The 23,366-nt window shown below is 38.7% G+C and carries 20 protein-coding genes; 6 read left to right on the plus strand and 14 right to left on the minus strand.

Annotated features, from left to right (window positions below):
• Window positions 1–152 precede the first annotated feature (152 nt).
• The 11 genes from trpS to DK866_RS17510 form a co-directional block, all read right to left on the minus strand.
• Window positions 153–1,181, minus strand: a complete 1,029-nt coding sequence (gene trpS / locus DK866_RS17460; RefSeq protein ID WP_109409935.1) for a tryptophan--tRNA ligase — start codon at window positions 1,179–1,181, stop codon at window positions 153–155.
• A gap of 7 nt (window positions 1,182–1,188) precedes the next feature.
• Window positions 1,189–1,893 (minus strand): phosphoglycolate phosphatase, encoded by a 705-nt coding sequence (locus DK866_RS17465; protein ID WP_109409936.1) that lies wholly within the window; start codon window positions 1,891–1,893, stop codon window positions 1,189–1,191.
• Entirely contained in the window at window positions 1,893–2,564 is a 672-nt protein-coding gene (gene rpe / locus DK866_RS17470) for a ribulose-phosphate 3-epimerase (protein WP_006534381.1), read from the minus strand. Before rpe ends, DK866_RS17465 begins: the two co-directional genes overlap by 1 nt.
• Window positions 2,565–2,608: 44 nt before the next feature.
• Window positions 2,609–3,424, minus strand: coding sequence for an adenine-specific DNA-methyltransferase (gene dam / locus DK866_RS17475; RefSeq protein ID WP_109409937.1), 816 nt, complete (start codon window positions 3,422–3,424; stop codon window positions 2,609–2,611).
• 82 nt (window positions 3,425–3,506) lie between these two features.
• The gene (locus DK866_RS17480; RefSeq protein ID WP_109409938.1) at window positions 3,507–4,448 is read right to left on the minus strand and encodes an SPOR domain-containing protein; all 942 of its coding nucleotides are present in this window, start codon (window positions 4,446–4,448) and stop codon (window positions 3,507–3,509) included.
• A 170-nt stretch (window positions 4,449–4,618) separates the two neighbouring features.
• Window positions 4,619–5,713 (minus strand): 3-dehydroquinate synthase, encoded by a 1,095-nt coding sequence (aroB, locus tag DK866_RS17485; protein WP_109409939.1) that lies wholly within the window; start codon window positions 5,711–5,713, stop codon window positions 4,619–4,621.
• Window positions 5,714–5,763: 50 nt separating this feature from the next.
• Window positions 5,764–6,285 (minus strand): shikimate kinase AroK, encoded by a 522-nt coding sequence (gene aroK, locus DK866_RS17490; RefSeq protein WP_036914409.1) that lies wholly within the window; start codon window positions 6,283–6,285, stop codon window positions 5,764–5,766.
• 580 nt (window positions 6,286–6,865) lie between these two features.
• Window positions 6,866–7,972: a type IV pilus secretin PilQ gene (gene pilQ, locus DK866_RS17495; protein ID WP_109409940.1), complete on the minus strand. Its 1,107-nt coding sequence runs from the start codon at window positions 7,970–7,972 to the stop codon at window positions 6,866–6,868.
• Window positions 7,969–8,499: a hypothetical protein gene (locus DK866_RS17500; RefSeq protein ID WP_109409941.1), complete on the minus strand. Its 531-nt coding sequence runs from the start codon at window positions 8,497–8,499 to the stop codon at window positions 7,969–7,971. Before DK866_RS17500 ends, pilQ begins: the two co-directional genes overlap by 4 nt.
• Window positions 8,496–9,068: a fimbrial assembly protein gene (locus tag DK866_RS17505; protein WP_109409942.1), complete on the minus strand. Its 573-nt coding sequence runs from the start codon at window positions 9,066–9,068 to the stop codon at window positions 8,496–8,498. The genes DK866_RS17500 and DK866_RS17505 overlap by 4 nt, the downstream gene beginning before the upstream one ends.
• Entirely contained in the window at window positions 9,056–9,880 is an 825-nt protein-coding gene (locus DK866_RS17510; protein ID WP_109409943.1) for a hypothetical protein, read from the minus strand. The genes DK866_RS17505 and DK866_RS17510 overlap by 13 nt, the downstream gene beginning before the upstream one ends.
• Window positions 9,881–9,995: 115 nt before the next feature.
• Here DK866_RS17510 and mrcA point away from each other — a divergent pair, with 115 nt between their 5' ends.
• Window positions 9,996–12,530 (plus strand): peptidoglycan glycosyltransferase/peptidoglycan DD-transpeptidase MrcA, encoded by a 2,535-nt coding sequence (gene mrcA / locus DK866_RS17515; RefSeq protein ID WP_109409944.1) that lies wholly within the window; start codon window positions 9,996–9,998, stop codon window positions 12,528–12,530.
• Between the two features lie 46 nt (window positions 12,531–12,576).
• Here mrcA and nudE read toward each other — a convergent pair whose 3' ends face one another.
• On the minus strand, window positions 12,577–13,125 hold the full coding sequence (nudE, locus tag DK866_RS17520) for an ADP compounds hydrolase NudE (protein WP_109409945.1): 549 nt from the start codon (window positions 13,123–13,125) through the stop codon (window positions 12,577–12,579).
• 353 nt (window positions 13,126–13,478) lie between these two features.
• Between nudE and umoB the strand changes: the two genes are divergently transcribed.
• The 4 genes from umoB (at window position 13,479) to pckA (ending at window position 18,808) form a co-directional block, all read left to right on the plus strand.
• On the plus strand, window positions 13,479–15,587 hold the full coding sequence (gene umoB / locus DK866_RS17525; protein ID WP_109409946.1) for a flagellar biogenesis regulator UmoB: 2,109 nt from the start codon (window positions 13,479–13,481) through the stop codon (window positions 15,585–15,587).
• 72 nt (window positions 15,588–15,659) lie between these two features.
• Window positions 15,660–16,073, plus strand: coding sequence for a ribosome-associated heat shock protein Hsp15 (hslR, locus tag DK866_RS17530; RefSeq protein WP_109409947.1), 414 nt, complete (start codon window positions 15,660–15,662; stop codon window positions 16,071–16,073).
• 26 nt (window positions 16,074–16,099) lie between these two features.
• Window positions 16,100–16,984, plus strand: a complete 885-nt coding sequence (hslO, locus tag DK866_RS17535; protein ID WP_109409948.1) for an Hsp33 family molecular chaperone HslO — start codon at window positions 16,100–16,102, stop codon at window positions 16,982–16,984.
• Window positions 16,985–17,188: 204 nt separating this feature from the next.
• Complete coding sequence (pckA, locus tag DK866_RS17540) at window positions 17,189–18,808, plus strand: phosphoenolpyruvate carboxykinase (ATP) (RefSeq protein WP_109409949.1); 1,620 nt, start codon at window positions 17,189–17,191, stop codon at window positions 18,806–18,808.
• 177 nt (window positions 18,809–18,985) lie between these two features.
• Here pckA and DK866_RS17545 read toward each other — a convergent pair whose 3' ends face one another.
• Together DK866_RS17545 and DK866_RS17555 are read right to left on the minus strand one after the other, a co-directional pair.
• A complete protein-coding gene (locus tag DK866_RS17545) occupies window positions 18,986–19,687 on the minus strand; it encodes a pirin family protein (protein ID WP_109409950.1) in 702 nt (233 codons plus the stop codon).
• Window positions 19,688–20,290: 603 nt separating this feature from the next.
• The gene (locus DK866_RS17555; RefSeq protein WP_109409951.1) at window positions 20,291–21,505 is read right to left on the minus strand and encodes an NAD(P)/FAD-dependent oxidoreductase; all 1,215 of its coding nucleotides are present in this window, start codon (window positions 21,503–21,505) and stop codon (window positions 20,291–20,293) included.
• Between the two features lie 309 nt (window positions 21,506–21,814).
• On the opposite strand from DK866_RS17555, the gene pitA reads away from it, so the two are divergent.
• Window positions 21,815–23,314 carry an inorganic phosphate transporter PitA gene (gene pitA, locus DK866_RS17560; protein WP_109409952.1) on the plus strand — a complete coding sequence of 500 codons (1,500 nt, stop codon included), beginning with the start codon at window positions 21,815–21,817 and terminating at the stop codon, window positions 23,312–23,314.
• Window positions 23,315–23,366 lie beyond the last annotated feature (52 nt).

A 23,366-nucleotide genomic window follows, 5' to 3' on the forward strand; every position in this document is an offset into this window, starting at 1 on the left:
TGATAGAAAACCATTGCCTTCGAGATAAAAATTAATCACATTTAGTTTAAAATCAAGAGAATATTTAGCCATAGAAAAACACCCCAAAGTTGGTGTCCAACTTTTGGGGTGCAGTTCATAGGAGAGGTGTTTTTTTATGTATTAAAAGAAAATCACGGATGAGCAATAAACCCGATTGCGTCATAAACCTTGTCTAAGGTTGCTTGAGCGCGAGCTTTAGCTTTATCTGCACCTTCTTTCATTATTTTATTAAGTAGAGCATCATCATTACGGAATGTGTTAAATCGTTCTTGAATGTTGGTTAGCATTTCAGAGACCGCATCTGCGACAGCGCCTTTTAGATGACCGTACATTTGGCCTTCAAATTCAGCTTCTAATTCAGGAATAGTTTTACCTGTTACACCCGCTAAAATATCCAATAAGTTAGATACACCCGCTTTATTTTCAAGATCGTAAATAACACGAGGTGGCTCTTCTGAGTCAGTCATTGCACGTTTGATTTTTTTAGCTGCCGCTTTTGGATCTTCAAGCAATGCGATAACGTTATTACGGTTATCATCAGACTTAGACATTTTTTTAGTTGGATCTTGTAATGCCATAACACGTGCACCACCTTTTGGAATAAAAGGATCTGGTACAGTGAAGATATCGCCATAAATAGCGTTAAAACGCTGAGCAATATCACGACTTAATTCAAGATGTTGTTTTTGGTCAATACCAACAGGAACTTGATTTGTTTGATAAATAAGAATATCTGCTGCCATTAATACAGGATAATCAAATAATCCGGCGTTAATATTTTCAGCATGACGGGCTGATTTATCTTTAAATTGAGTCATACGGCTCAATTCACCAAAATAGGTGTAACAATTGAGTGCCCAGCTTAATTGAGCATGTTGTGGAACATGTGACTGAACAAAAATGGTGCTTTTTTCTGGATCAATACCACAAGCAAGATAGAGTGCCAGCGTATCTAGCGTTCTTTTTCTTAATTCTTTTGGATCTTGACGAACTGTAATGGCGTGCTGGTCAACGATACAGTAAATGCAGTCATAATCATCTTGCATTTGTACCCATTGACGTAATGCACCCATATAGTTTCCGATAGTTAACTCACCAGAAGGCTGTGCACCACTGAATACAATTGGTTTTTTTGCCTTTTTTTCTACTGAAGTCGTCATGTTAGTTCTATTCCACAGTTGTCATTGGCGTGATGTCGAGGATTGAAAGCAAATCAGCAAAATTATCAAGAGTATAATCAGGTTTGCTATCTGCGATAGATACGCCGTAGTTATAGCCATAGGTTAAACCTACGCAAGGGCATTGTGCCTCTTGTGCTGCAATAATATCGTTGCGAGAATCCCCAACAAAAAGGAGTTCTTCCTTTTTAACACCAAATGTACCCATTGTTAAATATAATGGTGCTGGATGCGGTTTTTTTTCTTTAACATCGTCTCCTCCTAGCACTAAGGAAAAATATTTATCAATTTCCAGTTGCTGTAATAGTGGAGCGATAAATGGTGACGGTTTATTGGTGACGATACCTAATGGAATATTATGTGAAGCTAATACTTCAAGCGTTTCTTTAACGTGTGGGAATAAATCACTGCCTGTTTTGACGGAAGTTGCATAATGTTCATCAAAAAGATCACGCATCTCTTTTAATAAGGTTTCAGTGACATCCTCAACGCCAGCATTATGCAAAGCACGAGTAAGTAGCATATCAACGCCATTACCCACCCAGATAGTGACGTTATGTTTTCCAGCAGGAGGAAAGCCTTTTGCTTTTAATGCGTAATCTGTTGCTTCTGTAAGCCCTACTGCGCTGTCGGTGAGTGTGCCATCGAGATCAAAGGCGATAGCACGGATACCTTTGAGTTTTTTATCTGTCATTACGATACCTTTTTTAATTCACGGCGCATATTGTCGATAACATGTTTATAGTCAGGCTGATTGAAAATAGCAGAGCCAGCAACAAACATATCTGCACCCGCTTGGGCAATTTCAGCAATATTATCGACTTTGACACCGCCATCAATTTCTAAACGAATGTCATAACCACCATCATCAATCATCTTACGAACTTGGCGTAATTTATCGAGAGTGTTAGGAATAAATGATTGGCCACCAAAACCTGGGTTAACAGACATCAGCAGGATAAGATCTAATTTATCCATAACATAGTCGAGATAGTTTAATGGGGTTGCTGGATTAAGCACTAAGCCTGCTTTACAACCACAATCTTTGATTAATTGAATGGTACGGTCAACGTGGTCACTGGCTTCTGCATGAAATGAAATATAAGTTGCGCCTGCTTCTGCAAAATCAGGGATGATGCGATCAACGGGCTTTACCATTAAATGAACATCAATAGGTGCAGTAATTCCATAGTTACGTAAGGCTTTACATATCGGTGCGCCAAACGTCAGATTTGGAACATAATGGTTATCCATGACATCAAAGTGGACAACGTCAGCACCCGCAGCAAGTACTTTTTCAGTATCTTCACCAAGGCGTGCAAAATCAGCAGATAAAATAGAAGGGGCAATCAGAAAATCTTTCATCGCATTCTCCTGACAACACTCCCATTGTCGGGAGGTGTTAACGATTATTTATATAAGGCAAGTAATTCGTTCACTTTGCTACGACCAAGTGTGTTGCTACTGATTGTTCTTCTGACTTTCACACTGTGTAGCTCTTTTGCGTCTACATACCACTCTTTTGTTAACGCAGTCTCATGATTTGATATTAACACGGGTATCTGTCTCTCGTAAGCCAGCATTGAGGCAAGTTGAGCCAGATGTTCCTGCTCTTGAAAACTAAAGCTATTTGTATGGTATGACGTGAAATTTGCAGTTGGTGATAATGGCGCATAAGGCGGATCACAATAAATGACGGCGCCTTTTTCTGCATTTGTCATGGTTGATGAATAGCTTTGGCAAACAAATTCAGCTTTTTGCGCTTTTTCAGAAAACCAAATTAACTCTGTTTCAGGAAAATAAGGTTTTTTGTAACGGCCAAAAGGGACGTTATATTCACCTTTGGAATTATAACGACATAACCCATTGTAGCAATGACGGTTAAGATAGAGAAATAGAACACTACGCTGATAAGGATCAGTTGAGCGATTAAACTCTTGTCGTAGTTGATAAAATTCCTCTGCGATATTCATTTGAGGGGTAAATAACAAGCGGGCATCCTTCATAAATTTTTCAGGATGTCGCTTTACCGTATTATAGAGATGAATTAGATCACTATTTATGTCGGCAAGAATATATGAATCGTATTCTGTATTTAAAAAAACAGAACCAGCACCCATAAAAGGTTCAATTAAACAGTTACCCTCAGGCAGATGACGTTTAATGTCATCTACCAAAGGATACTTACCACCAGCCCATTTTAGGAATGCGCGCTTTTTTTTCATGCCGTCCAAATTTCTCAATCGTTTCAGAGTCGCCGATTGTACTCTGTTTCAGACAGCATATCAGCGGTGAACCTCGTCTTAATTATTTTTTTAGATCCTGATGAACATGTTTCATCGGTCTAACCCAAGGTTGTTTCGCTTGTACCGGTGCAGGTAATGAAGAAACAGCCTGTTTAGCTTCGCTTATATTACGATAGTTACCATAGATGAGTACATACCAAGGGTTACCATTACGCTGAGTTTTATAGATAGCGTAGTTTCCATTGAGGTTCTTTTTAGCGAAAGCTTCTAAGGTATCTTGGCGACTTGCACCACTTAATTGCAATGTATAATTTGAAGCTGGAATAGAACTTAAATTGCTAGCAGATAATGAGCCTGAAACAACCGGTTTAGTGGCTGGTTTAGATTGTGTTGTTGCTGGAGGTGTTACCGGCTTTGTTGGCGGTGTTTTTACTTCAGCAGGTTTTTGTACTGGTTGCACTGGCTTGGTTGCTGGTGGCTGTGTCGCAGGCTGTACTGGTTTTAGTTGTTGTGAATTTAATTGCTGCTGTTGACCAGTCACTTGGTTTATACCTGCTTGTTGTTGATTTAAAGAATCAACAATATCACCAGGGATCTCAACACGTTGCCCTTGTGAATCAATCATAGGTGGTAAATTTTGTGAAGGGGGTGTCACAGATTGGATTTCTTGCCCAGAAATAGCTTGAGGTGTTGATGGCTGACCATTTTCTGTAGATGTAACGGATGACGGTTGTTGAGACAGATCGATATTTCTTTCTGTTCCAGTTGGTGACGTAGGTTCAGTTGTTTCTGGTGATTTTAATGCAGAGCTGATTGCAATAATTAACAGAATAAGCACTAGGACACCTACACCAATCATCATCTGTTGACGGGATACAGAGAAGCGTGCATTTTTTAATGGGTTGCTACGAGGTCGGTTGGTTCGACGTTCAGGTCTATCCGATGTATCAGGTTTGAGTGAATTATCACCCTTAATTTCATTATCAGGTTTGAACTCGTCCATTATGCCCTCCGTCAGAGCGTCAAAAAGCGAAAAATATTCTATTCAGCCTTAGCCATTACCTCATAGTATAAGGATGAAACGCTTTTTCTGAAACGTTGCATTTGACAATATTAACCAGAATTATCCTTAAGTAGGCATTCTGGTTTACTTCTAGTCAGGTAATGGGGAGCTTAATTTGCATTAATGCAAGATGTTATCGCTTTGTGGACTTGTTCGCGAGAAATATCCGCACGTAATTCAGATTGACCGATGCCTTTTGGTAAAACGAGGTGCAGTTTGCCACCAGAAACCTTTTTATCTCTCATCATATGAGGTAAATAGTCATCAGGTGTCATTTCTACAGGGCCATTGACGGGGAGATTTGCTTTCTCAAGTAATTGAATAACACGTTGTGTTTCTTCTTCGGTAAATTGACCGAGTGCTTGAGAGGTTCTTGCCGCCATTACCATACCTGCTGCAACCGCTTCGCCATGCAACCAAACACCATATCCCATATGAGCTTCAATAGCGTGCCCATAAGTATGGCCTAGATTGAGTAATGCACGTAAGCCATTGGTTTCTTTTTCATCTGCGGCGACAACTTCAGCTTTTAGCTCACAGCAACGACGGATGCAAAAAGCCATAGCTTTAGGTTCAAGCGCCAAAAGTTTATCAATATTATTTTCAAGCCAGATAAAGAAGTCTTTATCTAAAATGATGCCATATTTTATAACTTCAGCTAAACCAGATGAAAGTTCACTAGGTGGTAATGTGGCAAGGCAATCGAGATCAATGATGACAGAAGCTGGTTGGTAAAAAGCACCAATCATATTCTTGCCAAGAGGGTGATTAACTGCTGTTTTTCCGCCAACGGATGAATCAACTTGTGATAACAACGTAGTAGGAACTTGGATAAAGCGAACACCACGTTGGTAACTTGCTGCCGCAAAACCAGTTAGATCACCAATAACACCTCCGCCTAATGCGATAAGTGTCGTATCTCGATTGTGATTTTTTTCTAATAATGCAGTAAAGACATCGTTCATGATTTCAAGCGATTTATATTGTTCGCCATCAGGTAAAATCACGCTATCAACCAAAACACCTTGTTTTTTTAAGGTGTTTGTTACCTTTTCTAAATAGAGAGGAGCAAGCGTTACGTTCGTAACTATCATAACTTGCTGCCCTGATTTTAATGGTAAAAAGGTATCAGGTTGATGAAAAAGGCCAGAAGCAATGGTAATGGGATAGCTTCTTTCACCTAATGTGACAGTGATTTTTTCCATAACAGTGGCCTTCTTCTTATTGTCTTTACTTAACCTTATAAATAGTTGAATTAGTTTTGTTCTAATAATTCAATTATTTGATTGGCTACAATTTTTGCACTCTGATCATCAGTATGAATTGTGATGTCAGCAATCTCTTCATAAAGAGGATTACGTTCTTCAGCTAATGTCTCTAGGACATCACGCACAGGTTCAACACCTTGCAATAAAGGACGTTTTTTATCACGTTGGGTTCGAGCGAGTTGCTTTTCAATGTTTGTTTCTAAATAAACAACCACACCACGTGCAGATAGTCTGTTACGGGTTTCTCGCGATTTCACCGAACCGCCACCTGTAGCAAGTACAATACCTTGCTTTTCAGTGAGTTCGTTGATTATTTTCTCTTCTCGTTGACGGAAGCCTTCTTCGCCTTCTACATCAAATACCCAACCTACATCCGCACCTGTACGCCGCTCAATTTCCTGATCGGAATCATAAAACTCCATACTAAGTTGTTGAGCTAACTGACGACCAATAGTGCTTTTGCCGGCACCCATAGGCCCAACCAGAAAGATATTACGTTTCTCTGCCATGTTTTTGGTATTACTAAGATATTCGTTAATGATAACCCGCCCCGCCAAATTCATTCAGCGACGGGACCTAAACTGAAATTTATGAGTGTTTATCTAATTCACACCTGATAACATTTGTTATCTACTCTCATAATAAGACTGAGTTCTTTCAGTAGATCGCTATAAAATAACCACATGCTGTTGCAAACAACAACATAGGATAAAAATCCCTTTGCCTACAGTACATAACAAAAACTACTAAAAAAAGTAATCATCTTTGTTGGCAACGCGAAGATTCTAACACAATTTAGTCGGAAAACCGCATCTGATAATATTGTCTTTTTCGTCATCAAGCGATCAATATTACATATAAAAAGCCCTACCTCCAAGAATAGAGGAAGTGCATAAAATGTATCCGTATTATCATTGTGATGTTTCAGGTCCACTCAAATTAGCTAACCCTTGTAAGCTAAATCGTCCTCATCGTCAAATCTATAAATACTGATTATAAGAAAAAACAATGAATAACTCTCAGTTTAATCCTAGTAATAAATGGGTAACTCTTTGTATTTTGATGAAAAAAATTTTATCACATAAAAAGTTAGATTAATTTGGGTGTAATAAAAATAACCAATTCATGGCGACTGTGCTGATCTCGTTTATGGCTAAAAAGTACTCCTAATAATGGGATAGATGATAATAAAGGGATTTTTGCTGTATGCTCTTGCTGCTTTTGTTGAAATATTCCTCCTAACATAATGGTTTCTCCATCATTAATCGTGACTTCTGTACTGATCTCTTGCTTGTCGATAGAAAGGTGTTCACTACCACCTTGAACAAGGGCGATACCAGGTGTGTTTTGACTGATTTTAAGTATTAACCTTATTTTTTTATTTCTCTGAATAATTGGGGTGACTTCCATCCCTAATACAGCCTCCTTAAATTGAACACGAGTGGTTTCATTATCTCGGCTGACATAGGGAATTTCCGTTCCTTGTTTTATTGAGGCCGTTTTCTCATGAGCCGCTGTTAGTCTTGGACTTGCAATAATTGATAGCTGTTTTTCTTGTTCTAATGCGCTTAACTCAAGTTCTAATAGACGACCATTAATCCTAGCGATATTAAAGGCAATATAGTGAAGTGGGTTTTTGGTATTTTGATGAAGTGATAATGCAGACAGTGAAGGTATTGATAAAGCAGAGTTAGAAGATGTCGGCGTAGTACTAGGTATTGTTGATATTGCTTCAGTATTTGTAGTTTTTAATGCTTGCAAGCCCCATTGAGTACCTAATTCATTTAATGCTTCTTGACTGCTACTGACGATATGCGCCGTGATATGAACTTGTTGTTGTGGAGTATCTTTTAATTTTAGCCAATCTGCGATTTCAGAAAGTGCTTTGTCATTATCGACAATTGAAAGACTATTAGAGTCACTATCAGCGATGACCCGGCCTTGTTTACTCAATAATGGGATTGCATAAGTGCTAAGTTGCTTCGCTAATGTATCTGCATCAGCATAATTTAACGGATAAAGTCGATGGTGTAATTGTTCAGCTTGCTGTGTGTCTGTCCATGGTTCTTCAGTGGGTGTTGGTAGTGTCTTTTCATGATTAATGACATCAGGAACGTCAGGGAAGAATGGATCTCTCAAGTGAGCAAAAACACAAGTTGTCATGCATAGCATCATAAAGAAAACCAATATTTTCATGATATGCCACCTTGTTCTAATGAGAGTCCTTTTAGTGCCATCAATGTGATTTGAACAGAAAGTAACTCTGTTTTTATTGGAATAATATTGAGCGAGATAAGTAATAATCCGGTTTGATTAAGGTGTTCGAGTAAAGTTAATAAGCGAGTATAAGACAAATTAAAAGTGAGCTTATATAACGAATTAGGGGCGTTTTCCCAAGTTTCAGGGATGAAATGATAAGTAATAAGTAGGTGTTGTAGTTGCTCAGGGGTGGATGGATTATTTAATGAAATATGATAATCAGCTTGTTGTGCAATAAGTGATTCAAGTGATGGTGGCGTCTCTAACATCTTTTGATAATGATGAATACGAGAGAGCCTTTGGGTTGTTTCCACTTGTTGTTGAGTTATTTCTTGCTGATAACCAGTATAAATAAAGAAGTAGTAAAGTAGAAAAATAGTAAAAGGGATTGTTAAGCTCAGTAATGTTATTTGCCACATTGCCAGAGAAACTACAAATTGTAACCATTGCACATTTATCTTCATGGTACTTCCTCGACATCTTTTTTATTCCACGGTTCGTCGATTTCCCATTTTCCCGTTAAATGCACTTCAGTATAGGACGGGGAGATTTTGCTTTGTTGTAAATAATCCAATGATAGGGTGGCAAGAATGGGATGGTGTTTAAAATGGGTTATAAAAGAGAGCGATTGTGCTTTGGGTAAAATAAGATCCAAAGAGTGGCGATTATCAGTATCAGAATAATGATTTATCCATACAGAAGCAGGGAGATAAGCTTCAATAGCCTGAAAAAAACGTATGTAATGTAAATAACGTAACCAATTTTTATAATAAAGCGAATAGCGCTGAGAGTATAAGTTGGTTTGTTTTTTCTGTTGTTGATAAATGTTGAATTGTTCGAACAAATCCTGTTCTTGTTGCTGTATTTGAATGTGTAATGCTGAGGTGGTATCTCGCTTTTGCACTAAGTGATAGGTGTAATAACCGCAAATTATCAGTGTGATAGTGATAAAAGCTAATGTTTGATAAGCCCATATTGCGATTTTTTTTCTAAATAAATTGTGGCGCCAAGGTAGATAATTTACTTGATACATGATTTTTCCCAAGGGCGTAATGCTAAACCAAGAGCGATCAAAGAAAGTGTATTTTCTCTTGTGTTTGGTTGAAATAAATAATGGGAAAAGTCAGGCCAAAGAGGCATTGAATGGCTAAAATGTGTCGCATTATCGCCAGCAAAATAGCACTGTTCTTTAGACCAATTGTATTTCTCTATTAACTGATAAATAGCGGTTTGTTGTTCTTGCTGGTCTTGATAAGGAAGAGTGCCGTAATGGGGCATTTCATCATCAGATGAAACCCAAAATAGCGAGTTGTTTTTACAGTAAATAAGTTTGTTTTTAGGTGAGATATTAAGGTAAGTGGCTAAATAGCGTAGTGCACACGCGGGCAAATCTATCGCAGAGAGTGTTAAGTTTATTTGGGAAAATAAGGTTATGTACTTATCTAATACGATCTTATGACACAAATGAATAGCGAGTTTGCCGTTATTTTGCCGATAGTCAAAATTAACAGGGTTTTTTGTATTTTGTGTGTAAGATGTGGCTCGTAATTGTGCTAACCGATAACATGCTGCCGATGTAAGGGAAATAAGCGGTGGTAGTGGGATAGTCTGATAACTTTCATAAATATCGGGTAATGAGAGAGTAATATTGTTAATAAAAGGGAGATCCTTGCGCCAGTTTATTAAGATATTTCTTAATTTTGTATCATCTGCATCGTCATTGAGAGGTAAAGGGAATTGCCAAAATGCGCTGATCTTCCATTGTTTATTCTGCTGAAATACCAAAACAGCATTGATATGATGAGTGTTAATTTCAATACCAATCTGGTAATTGTGTGTTTCCATAAATGATATCCATATCTATTGATGAGTAATTGCCTATTTTCAAAGAGGCGTTACCTTTATACTACGCACTGTTTGTTTATAAACCGCCCAATTCACACTACATGGGAAATTTAAGGTGAAGTTCTTAAAATATTTTTTCATCTTCGTTTTTGCTTGCATAATTTTGGGAGCCGCCTCGATATACGGTATGTATAAGTATGTTGAGCCTCAGTTACCCGATGTCGCGACATTAAAAGATGTTCGTTTACAAACCCCTATGCAGGTTTTAAGTGCAGACGGAGAATTAATCGCGCAATACGGCGAAAAACGTCGTTTACCGCTAACACTAGAGGAAATGCCTCCTCAATTAATTAATGCTTTTATCGCAACCGAAGATACCCGTTTTCGTGAGCATCACGGTATCGACCCCATTGGGATCTCGCGTGCGGTAGTTGTCGCATTAACATCAGGACAAGCTTCTCAAGGTGCAAGTACCATTACGCAACAGTTAGCACGAAATTTCTTTTTAACGCCTGAGAAGAAATTAATGCGAAAAATTAAAGAAGCGTTTTTGGCTATTCGCATTGAAAAAGAGTTAACCAAAGATGAAATTTTAGCGCTGTATTTAAATAAAATTTATCTGGGTAACCGTGCTTATGGTGTGGGGGCTGCGGCTTATGTTTACTTTGGTAAAAGTGTGCATGATCTTAGCCTTAATGAAATGGCAGTCATTGCTGGTTTGCCTAAAGCACCTTCTACACTAAATCCTCTCTATTCTTACGATCGCGCCTTAAAACGCCGTAATGTTGTGTTACTGCGTATGTATGAAGAGAATTACATCACTCGTGCACAATATGAAAGTGCCAGAGCTGAGCCTATTGTGGCGAAATATCATGCACCTCAAATTGATTTTTCCGCCCCATACCTCACTGAAATGGTGAGAATGGAGATGTATGAGCGCTATGGTGAAAATGCTTATACTGATGGCTATAAAATTTACACTACTGTTATTCGTAAAGATCAATTAGCAGCAGAAAAAGCCTTACGCGACAATGTGATTGATTATGATATGCGCCATGGCTACCGCGGTGCTCAAGAAGTTCTTTGGCGTGAAGGGCAAACGCCTTGGGATAATGATGCGATCAGTAAGAAATTAAAAGAAATTCAAACTTATGGGCCATTGATTCCAGCCGTTGTGTTATCTGCAGATGCTAAAGAAGCGAAAGTGGTTTTAAAGAATGGCGATAACATTACCTTAGATTTAAAAGCAGTTCGTTGGGCTCGTAAGTTTATTTCAGATACTGCTCAAGGCGCGACACCAACAAAAGTTGATGCAGTAGTTAATGTTGGTGAGCAAATCTGGGTTCGTCAAAATAATGATAACAATTGGGTATTAGCGCAGCTTCCAGGTGTTAATGCAGCATTTGTTGCATTGAATCCTCTAAATGGCGCGATTATTGCCCTTGTCGGGGGATTTGATTTTGAAATCAGTAAATTTAATCGTGTTTCGCAATCATTACGCCAAGTAGGTTCGAATATTAAACCTTTCTTGTATGCAGCCGCATTAGATAAAGGCTTAACTTTATCTACCTTACTTAATGACTTACCTATTAGTCGTTGGGATGCGGGTGCTGGTACAGATTGGCGACCTAAAAATTCACCACCAACTTACGCAGGTCCTATCCGTTTACGTCAAGGATTAGGTCAATCTAAAAATGTGGTGATGGTACGTGCAATGCGCGCAATGGGTGTGGATTATGCTGCTGATTATCTCTTACGTTTTGGTTTCCCTAATCAAAATATCGATAGAACAGAATCCTTAGCATTAGGATCACCATCATTTACACCAATGCAAATGGTACGCGGTTTTGCTGTAATGGCGAATGGTGGATATTTAATTGAACCTTACTATATCCAACGTATTGAGAATGCAGAAGGTGAAGTGCTGTTTACTGCAGAGCCAAAAGTAGCATGTCCAGACTGTACAGATATACCGGTTATTTACGGCGACACCATGCGTTCTATCGCTCTATCTGATGACTATATGGAAAACGTTGCTCAATCTAATAAATCACAGCCTGTGGATGCAGCTCCTGAGATTGAATTAGAACAAGCTCCGTTAGCAGAGACTGTTAAAGAAAGCCCTTACGCACCACACGTTATCAGCACACCACTGGCTTACTTAATGCATGATGCATTAAGAACAAACCTTGTGGGTGAGCCCGGATGGTCTGGTACAGGTTGGCGAGCCGTTCGTGATCTAAAACGCCAAGATATTGGTGGTAAAACAGGAACAACCAACAGTTCTAAAGATGCATGGTTCTCTGGTTATGGTGCGAATATTGTTGCTACCGCTTGGATTGGCTTTGATGACAGTAGCCGTAACTTAGGGCGTACTGCGGCCAGTGGTGGTGAAGCAGGTGCTAAAACAGCGCAACCTATTTGGAATGACTTTATGAAAGTCGCACTTGATGGTGTGCCTGTGAATATGATGCCAGCACCAAAAGGTGTTGTTGCTGTTCAAATAGATAGAACAACAGGTAAACTCGCCGGTGATGGTCCTTCAATGAAAGAGTATTTTATTGAGGGTACACAACCCACAGAAAGAGCAAAAAGCGAAGTGGGAACACAGATTTTTGAGGATAATGGCGAATCTAACGAATTATTCTAATTAATCGATAAAAACCGGATGTAAAAATCCGGTTTTTATTATCTATTTATTTACTCTGTAAATAGCGCTGGGCGAGAAAGAGGGCACTGACACTACGTGCTTCAGTAAAATCGGGATGATCCAGTAAGTCCATCATTTTAGCGATAGGCCAACGTACTTGAATTAGTGGTTCAGGTTCATCGCCTTCCAGTTGCTCAGGGTAAAGATCATGGGCAATGACGATATTCATTTTGCTGGAAAAATAAGAAGGAGCCATAGAAAGCTTTGCTATTTCTGTTAAAGAGTGGGCACCATAACCAATTTCTTCTTTGAGTTCGCGGTTTGCTGCTTGTAAAGCATTTTCGCCAGGATCAATGGCGCCTTTAGGAAAACCGAAGTCATAATTTTCGATACCGACAGCGTATTCACGAATAAGGATAAGGTTGTCATCAATGATCGGAACAATCATAACTGCTTCACGGTTTGCTGGTTTCATGCGTTCATAAATGCGTTTTTCCCCGTTACTGAACTCCAGATTAACGGATTGGATCTGAAATAATCGAGAACGGGCGATGTTATCAATGTTTAATATATTGGGTTTTTTAAGTTCTTTCATAACAGCCCCTGGCAGAATAGAGATTAACCTGAATTTAACACATTAATGACAAAATAAATCTAACAATTAGATTTAGCTTTTAAGTGAAAATTGAGTACACTCCGCTACTAAACCTAGTTATTTATTGATTTTTTGAGAATATTATTATTTATTGATCCGCTATTTTACCTGAAGATAGCGTTGTTAGTGGATATAAAATTGATAAGATAAATAAATTATAACGCGCCGACAAAAATATAATCTATTGTATTTAAATAAAAAATAGAACAAAAGAATAGGAATTGCCTTATGTTAGGCAGGGTTTTAAATTTGGTATTGTTACTACGCAGCATCAGTATAAGCATGGGGAAAAAATGAGATTATCAGTCATTATATTGGCTATCTTGATGATAAGCCTATTTATAATGGCCGCCTTTCTATTCTTTAAAAGAAGGCGGCTTGATGACTCACATCATCTCCCATCTCTTGCCAAACCAACGTATCGTAAGCTCACTTCAGATGACTATGGGCTTATTAGTGATTATTTATCTTATTTTGGTACGTCTGATTTTTCTTCTGGATATTCATTACAAAACTTCCCCGAAATGCCAATTAAAGGCGAAGTCGTTACGACATTAAGAAATATCGTTAACCGTTTTGCTGGCTCATCAGAAGGGTTAAATCATTGGCGTTACTATATTGATGCTGTAGAAATTCATATTCCCCCGCTGCTCGTTCCTTATCTTCAACAAGAAAATGTCCTCGATGTTGTGTGTACGCCATCTATCCCCATCGTAATTGGTGTTAATGGACACTTTTTAAAAGATGAAAAAATTCATTTTTCTGCGCTGAGTTTAAAGCAACTTTCTGAACCTATCTTGGCAAATGGTTCATCCACGATCCAAAAGAATGAAGGTGATGCTGCTCACCTCCTGCAAATTAGAGAAGAGACTAACGAAGAATACCGATTACATAACTCATCTGGCTTTTGGGATGGTTCTTTTGTTTGTATAGGGCTTACATTATGGTTAACGGCCCTAATGATGCCTCAGGTTTTCCTTCCTTGGATCTTAGCGATAGGAAGCTCATTTCTTGCCATCGGTATTTTCCTTATTCACAATCCTTTGATTAAACCTCGTAAGCAAGAAGTCCATTGTTTTAAAGGACGTTTAAAACGCTGGGGGCTTTTCGGCAATTTTGATCATGGGCAGGTGAAAAATGTTTCTTTAGGGGGGATTGATCTTATTTATCCACCTCATTGGGAACCTTATATTCAAGGTGATATTGATAAAGTCACCTATTTAGAAATGTATCCTAGTCATCATGTTATAAAGCAAGGAAGTTATCTTTCATTACATGACGAAGAAAAAAATTATCCTTATAAACGGTACATTAAAAATATCATTTTCGTTTTTTGGAGCTTATTTATTATTGGCATGTTGTATCTTTATCAGCCACTTTCTCTTTCAATGAAACTCAGTTTTTCATGGCTTAAAGATACAGAACCTCATTTAGTCACTAATTTTACCGAATTGGAAACAACTGATTTGCATGTTGGAGATATTATTCAGGCGAAAGGGGTGGGTATGTGTTATATGCCACCTAATCTATCAAGTAAGAATAATAAAACCATTTTTGCACCTTTTGATTGTTCGGGCATTTACTGGAATAACAGCAATCCAATGCCGATGCCTGAGTCGAGCACAATCGAAAAAGCAGCTGCTTTATTACATATGGTTGAAGAGCAGCTTCATCCCGTTTCTAATAACCGAGTTAACCCAAGTTTAGGTCAAGCCATTACTAAATCAGGGATGAATCTTTTAGATAATTTCGATGGTATTGTGTTGAAAACACAGGATTTATGTCCACGAGAAAATGAATGTATCCGCTTGAAAATGGCGTTAGTTAACTTGAGTAACGTTAATGACTGGAGTGCATTAGTTCAACGTGCTGAGAGTGGTAAATTAACAGGCACCAATGTTTTATTACGTGCAGTAAGTGCGGAGGCCTTGGAAAAGCTTATCGACACCACCACATCTTCTTTTATCTACCGAGAAATAGATAAAGCCGCAATACTGTTAAATAGTCCGCCACCAGGTGGTGTGCTATTAATCAGTGATGAAAGAAAACAGCTCGTTGATTACGCGTCAAACTCAAACTCAGTGTTTGAACCCACGCCGTTAGAACAGTGGCGGGAGTTACAACGTTTATCCGATATTTTATTGCATACACCTTTTGATACGGGTGGAGTAATAACAGGCATGGTTGTTGATGCTAATGGTACGTTACAGATATTTTTACATAGCCTACCTGATTCAATGACAATGTTATATTACATCGGTAATACGTTATTATTGTTTCTTGCTATCGGGTTCTTAGTATTGAACCTCTTTCTTATCATCCGGCGTCGGCGACAAAACAACCAACGCATGAATAAAATCAGTCTCTATTATGAGCACTGTTTTTATCGCCCTCCTCAGTAAGTCCCTTGTTGTGGAAGGCTATGTGTTTTCACTATCGCCTTCATAAAAGAAGTTGAAGTTAAGGAGAAAGGGATGAGTCAACCATCACCAGAAAGTGGTGTCCGCTTAGATAAATGGCTTTGGGCTGCGCGTTTTTATAAAACGCGTGCCATTGCTCGCACAATGATTGAAGGTGGCAAAGTTCATTACAATGGTGTGAGAGGCAAGCCAAGTAAAATCGTTGAAGAAGGCGCAGAAATACGTCTACGACAAGGTAATGATGAACGGACAGTAACCATTCTAATGGTGAGTTCACAGCGACAAGGTGCTACACAAGCACAAACACTCTATTGTGAAACACCAGAGAGTATTGCGAAAAGAGAAAAAATTGCTCTTGCGAGAAAAATGAATGCGTTAACAATGCCTCATCCTGAACGTCGCCCTGATAAAAAGGAAAGACGCACCTTACTTCGCTTCAAACAGACAAATTTACAAGAATCGGATTAACCGATTCCCTGAAATGAGAGAACGTTATGTCTAAAAAAGACTCTTTATCACGTTTTTTATTTGAAAAAAACGCGGTACGTGGTGAATTGGTCAATGTGACTGAAACCTATCAATCAATGCTTGAAAATCACCATTATCCTGAGCCAGTTCAATGTCTTCTAGGTGATTTGCTGGTGGCAACGAGTTTGTTAACAGCAACGCTTAAATTTGAAGGAGATATTACTGTTCAAATACAAGGCGATGGCCCAGTACGATTGGCTGTTATCAATGGTAATAACAATCAACAAATGCGCGGTGTTGCGCGTGTGGGTGATGATGTAAAGGCTGGAAGTACATTAAAAGAGATGATCGGGAATGGTTTTATGGTCATCACAGTAACACCAGAGAAAGGTGAACGTTATCAAGGTATTGTTGCCCTTGATGGTGAAACTATTGAAGCTTGTATTGATAACTATTTTAAGCAATCAGAACAGTTACCAACTCGCGTATTTATTCGTAGTGGTATGCAAGCGGGTAAGCCTGCGGCTGCAGGAATGTTATTACAAGTATTACCAGCATCAGAAGAGTTCACGGCAGAACATACGGCGGAACATTTTGAATTACTTACACAATTAACTCATACCATTAAGGCTGAAGAGTTATTTACGCTGGATACTAAAGAGATCTTACATCGTTTATATCACGAAGAAGATGTTACTCTTTATGAGCCTCAAGCTGTTGAATTTCATTGTACTTGTTCGCGTGAACGCTGTGAAAATACATTAGTAACATTGTCTAAAGAAGATGTGAACCACCTGTTGCAAGAACAGGGCAATATCGATATGGAATGTGAGTATTGTGGAACTCATTATATCTTCACAGAGAATGATGTTAATAATATCAATAAGTTGAATGAATCAGAATTGCACTGATTCGATTTAGCAAGGTGACTTTATCAAAAGGACGCTATTTTGCGTCCTTTTTTATTCAACAATTTTTCTGTAGTTTTGTGCATTAGCTCTCGTTCTTAACATAAAAAAATTATAAATTTTCAAAATATTGATAACAATCGCTGTTAATTACTCGTAACACCCTAATATTGCTCGTAGAAAGGTCTATTTATCAGGAGCGAAACTATGAGCGTTAAAGGTCTTACCCCTAAGGATCTCCAGCAGTACGGTATTAAGGACACAAGTGAAATCATTTATAACCCAAGCTATGAGCTGTTATTTAATGAAGAAACCCAGCCTGGATTAACAGGTTATGAACGAGGCACATTAACCTCGTTAGGCGCTATTGCCGTTGATACAGGTATATTTACTGGACGTTCTCCGAAAGATAAATACATTGTTCGTGATGATGTTACTCGTGACACGGTATGGTGGGCTGATCAGGGAAAAGGTAAAAATGATAATAAGCCACTCTCACAAGAAGTGTGGTCTGACTTAAAATCATTGGTAACCAATCAGCTATCAGGCAAACGTTTGTTTGTTGTTGATGCATTTTGTGGTGCGAATGCGGACACACGTTTAAAAGTACGTTTTATTACGGAAGTTGCTTGGCAAGCCCATTTTGTTAAAAATATGTTTATTCGTCCTGAACAAGAAGAGCTGGAAAATTTCACACCAGACTTCATTGTGATGAACGGAGCGAAATGTACAAATCCAAATTGGAAGGAACAAGGACTTAATTCTGAGAACTTCGTTGCTTTCAATTTAACTGAACGCATTCAGTTAATCGGGGGTACTTGGTACGGTGGCGAGATGAAGAAAGGTATGTTCTCTATGATGAACTACTTCCTTCCTCTTAAAGGTATGGCTTCTATGCACTGCTCCGCAAACGTTGGCGAAAGTGGTGATGTGGCTATTTTCTTTGGCTTATCCGGTACAGGTAAAACAACCCTTTCAACAGATCCTAAGCGTAAGCTAATTGGTGATGATGAGCATGGTTGGGACGATGACGGTGTGTTTAACTTTGAAGGGGGTTGTTATGCGAAAACGATCCACTTATCAAAAGAAGCAGAGCCTGATATCTATGGTGCAATTAAACGTGATGCACTATTAGAAAACGTGGTTGTGTTATCGGATGGTTCTGTTGATTTCGACGATGGCTCAAAAACAGAAAATACCCGTGTTTCTTACCCGATTTATCATATCGATAATATTGTTAAACCTGTTTCTAAAGCGGGTCACGCTAAGAAAGTGATTTTCTTAACAGCAGATGCTTTTGGTGTGTTGCCTCCTGTTTCACGTTTAACGCCAGAACAAACGCAATATCACTTCTTATCTGGTTTTACCGCTAAGCTTGCAGGAACAGAACGTGGTGTAACAGAGCCAACACCTACATTCTCAGCTTGTTTTGGTGCGGCATTCTTATCTCTGCACCCAACACAATACGCTGAAGTATTAGTAAAACGTATGCAAGCATCTGGTGCAAAAGCCTATCTGGTTAATACCGGTTGGAACGGCACAGGTAAACGTATCTCAATTAAAGATACTCGCGCTATTATTGATGCGATCTTAAATGGTGACATTGATAAAGCACCAATGAAAACATTACCTGTGTTTGATTTGGAGATCCCAACAGCACTACCAGGCGTTAACAGTGAAATTTTAGATCCTCGTGATACTTATGCTGATAAAGCGCAATGGGATGTAAAAGCAGACGATCTCGCTGATCGTTTTGTGAAGAACTTCGATAAATATACAGATACTCCAGCAGGTCAAGCACTGACAAAAGTTGGACCAAAACGTTAATTTTTTAAAGCATTAATAAAAACACCAAATTCATAGGATATGATTTTGGTGTTTTTTTATTTGAGATATTAGAGATAAAAAAAATCCCTGAAATGCGAGAATATTTCAGGGAGTAAAAAGGAAATAAAGTGAAACTATCTATTAGAGAAAAAGTGGCTTTAGAGGGTGATAACCCAACTATGCTTTTACAGGAGGCAAATCAAACAATAAAACCTCACTGTCTTCATCACCAACAAAATGGATCATATCTTCATCAGCAATAGCTACACCATCACTGGTGGTCGCAATTATGTCATTAATGGCTATTTTTCCTTTTACAACTTGCAGCCAAATATTGCGTCCCGCTTCTACTTGATATTGTGCTTCTTTGCCTTTTTTCAGGTTCCAACGCCATAAGGTCATGTCTTGGAATACTTTTAAAGAGCCATCACGGGCATCTGGCGACAAAATAAGCTGTTTACTTACAGTTGTATCAAAACGACGTTGATCGTAACGTGGTGTGATACCGACAGTATTTGGCATAATCCAAATTTGGTAGAAATGCAGCCCTTGATCACTATTTGGATTATATTCTGAATGGGTGATCCCTGTACCTGCACTCATTATCTGAAACTCACCCGCAGGAACATTTTCTTTATTACCCATACTGTCTTTGTGCTCGATATTACCTTCAAGCACATAGGTTAAAATTTCCATGTCTTTATGAGGGTGGGTACCAAAGCCTTCACCAGGTATTACGCGATCTTCATTAATCACACGTAATGCAGAAAATCCCATAAAATCACGATCGTAATAGTTTGCGAAAGAGAAGGTATGCCAGCTATCTAGCCAACCATGATTAGCGTGTCCTCTTTCATTTGCTTTGCGTAGATAAATCATTATGTGTTTCCTTCTCATCAGTTGTTGAACACAGTTTACGCAATAGCACAAAGTAGAAAAGCGGAGGAATTTAACCTGAAGATCCAAATAATTTGAATAAAGGGAAACAAAAACATCGAATAAGTTTTTGAAAAGAAAAAAGCCAGCACCCGGCTGGCTAAATAAAACACTGGAAGCAATGTGAGCAATGTCGTTCTTTCATATCACCCTGAAGGTGGTGCGTCTGAAAGTGTTATTGATGATAATAGTTCTCAGTATCATTTGTAAAGCCTTTTTTTTAAGCAATATCGAAAAAAGCAATGAAAAGCTTTTAACTTACTGATTAACGAATCGTTTTATTTTAAAAATTTTTTAAAATAGTAATATAACCAAATAGTTAACAATATTTTTTATAAGGTTATTCATAGAAAAAAGAACAGGAAATGCGTTATAAAACCAGAGTAAAAGAAGGGATATGAATCATTTTGAGTCGCTATTAAGCGATAAAACAAAATCCAGCTATCACAGATTGATGATAACTGGGTTTTGTTATGTATGACTTATAAGTTTATAGAATTATAAAACCAATATTTATAACTTTAACATTGGCACGTTTATTTATTATCACTCAGCAAAAGTTGATTTCGGTGTTGAAATAAGGCTCTGAGCACAGGCATAGGCTGAGCTCCATGCCCATTGGAAGTTATATCCACCTAACCAACCTGTTACATCCACGACTTCACCAATGAAATAGAGCCCTTTTACTTTGGTGGCTTCCATCGTTTTAGAGGAAAGGGCACGAGTATCTACGCCACCTAGAGTGACTTCCGCAGTACGATATCCTTCCGTGCCATTAGGCTGAACTTGCCATTCTTGTAGCAACGCTACAATTTGAGTAATACGTTCGTTGCTAAGTTGAGTGAGGGAAACATCAGGTAACTGTTTATTTTCTATCATTATTTCAATAAAACGCTTTGGTAATAAGCGAGATAATGTATTTTTTAATGATTGATTTGGGTGTTCTTGGCGTTTTTCTTGTAGAAGGCTTTCAAGGTCAATATTTGGAAGTAAGTTAATACTTACATACTCTCCAGGTTGCCAATAACTAGAGATTTGTAGAATAGCAGGGCCTGAAAGACCTCTATGAGTAAAAAGAATATTTTCTTTAAAACTTATTCCACTTTTTGCCGTCACAATAGCAGGTACAGCCACGCCAGATAGTTGACTAAATTGCTCAAGCTGAGGTTTATGTAGTGTAAAAGGCACTAAGCCCGCGCGAGTGGGTAATACCGGAAGGCCAAATTGTTCTGCGACTTTATAGCCAAAAGGAGTAGCACCTAAACCAGGCATAGAAAGCCCACCGCTGGCAATGACAACAGAAGGGGTAACAATCGCTTTCCCATCAACAAAAACAGTGAAACCTTCCTCTGTTTTCTCGATTAACGTTACCTCGCTACGTAAGCGAACACTTACTTTCCCTTTTTGACACTCAGCAAGTAATAAATCCACAATTTGCTGTGCTGAATCATCACAAAAGAGCTGGCCTAATGTTTTCTCATGATAGGCAATGTTATGTTTTTGCACTAACTCAATAAAATCCCATTGTGTATAGCGAGCAAGTGCTGACTTACAAAAATGAGGATTCTCTGATAAATAGGCTGAAGGTTCAATATACATATTGGTAAAATTGCAACGCCCGCCTCCTGACATAAGAATTTTTCGACCTGCTTTTTTACCGTTATCTAGCACTAAAACAGATAATCCTGCTTGTCCTGCTAAAGACGCACAAAAAAGCCCCGCGGCACCTGCACCTATAATTACTGTATCGTATGATCCCACAATGATGTCTCGTTCTTGGTTTTCTCTGACTACTTAATCAATGATTTTCGCGTAAGATCAGAGTATTTTTGTAAAATTATATGGAGAAATCTGCATTTTTCACCTAAATTCGTATTAGCAAGGAAAAAAATTGTCAGAAATTTACTTTTTTTTTATTTTTATTAATTAAATGATATATAAGGAATTATCTTAAAAAGGCTCTGATTTTCTTGGTTATCAAATCAAAAAAAGGTTAAATTTCGCTTCCACCGTTCGCATTTGTCGCTGATAATGCGCCGCGTTCATGTCCAACTAACTGGCTTAACGTCTATGCTACATTTGTTTACTGACCTAGAATTTCATACAGGTTTAATGTTGGTTTTAGCACTGCTTTTTGTGCTATTTTATGAAGCTATTAATGGCTTCCATGATACCGCAAATGCGGTAGCAACTGTTATCTATACTCGTGCTATGCGTGCGCAATTTGCGGTCGTGATGGCGGGTGTATTTAACTTCCTTGGAGTTTTGCTCGGTGGTTTGAGTGTAGCTTATGCTATCGTTCACTTGTTACCGACAGATCTTCTGCTGAATGTGAGCTCAGGTCATGGCCTTGCTATGGTCTTCTCGTTGCTGTTAGCCGCTATTATCTGGAACTTAGGTACATGGTATTTCGGCATCCCAGCATCAAGTTCACATACGCTGATAGGTGCTATCATTGGTATTGGTTTAACAAATGCTATCGTGACAGATTCGTCTATCGTTGATGCGTTAAACATTCCAAAAATGATCAGTATCTTCCTATCTCTCATTCTTTCTCCGATTATCGGCTTGGTTATTGCAGGCGCGATGATTTTCTTACTGCGCCGTTACTGGAGTGGTACGAAAAAACGTCGTCGTATTCACCTGACACCAGCTGAACGTGAAAAACAAGATGGTAAGCGTAAGCCACCATTTTGGACTCGTACTGCACTGATTTTATCTGCGGTTGGGGTTAGTTTTTCTCATGGTGCAAATGATGGGCAGAAAGGTATCGGTCTTATCATGTTGGTATTAATTGGCGTGGCGCCTGCGGGCTTTGTCGTCAATATGAGTGCTAGCGGATACGATATCACCAAAACACATGATGCCGTTGTGCACTTACAGCAGTATTATGAGAAGCATCAGCCAGCATTACAGCATGCTATCGAAAATACACCAGCAGTGTCAGCACAAACTGATCCTAGTGATACTGATTTCCATTGTAACAGCGCGAGAACGCCAATTGTTCTGAATCAAACAGAACAAATGCTGGCAAATATTAGTTCTTATGATGAACTAACAGCAGACCAGCGTGCTCAAATGCGTCGATTACTAATGTGTATCGCTGATACCGCAACAGAAGTGGCTAAATTACCTGAAACTAGCGCCCAAGATGCACGGTTCTTAAAAACATTGAGTCGTGACCTGCTAAACACTGTGGAATATGCACCGATTTGGATCATTGTTGCAGTGGCATTAGCGCTCTCTATTGGGACAATGGTAGGTTGGAAACGTGTTGCAGTAACGATTGGTGAGAAAATTGGTAAAAAAGGTATGACTTATGCTCAAGGGGTTTCTGCTCAGGTAACAGCAGCAGTGTCCATTGGTGTCGCAAGTTATACGGGTATGCCTGTATCAACAACACAAGTTTTGTCATCTGCAGTTGCAGGTACAATGATTGTTGATGGTGGAGGGGTTCAAACGAAGACGGTGAAAAATATTGCACTGGCTTGGATCTTAACATTACCAGTTAGCATTGGTTTATCAGGTTTACTTTATTGGATATCACTGACATTCATTGTGAATGGCTGATAAGCAATAAACTACCCAAGTTTGTTTATAAACGGTGACTAAAAGTCACCGT

Origin of the sequence: Proteus genomosp. 4 str. ATCC 51469 (genome assembly GCF_003144375.1) — a bacterium.
In the GTDB taxonomy this organism is placed as follows: domain Bacteria; phylum Pseudomonadota; class Gammaproteobacteria; order Enterobacterales; family Enterobacteriaceae; genus Proteus.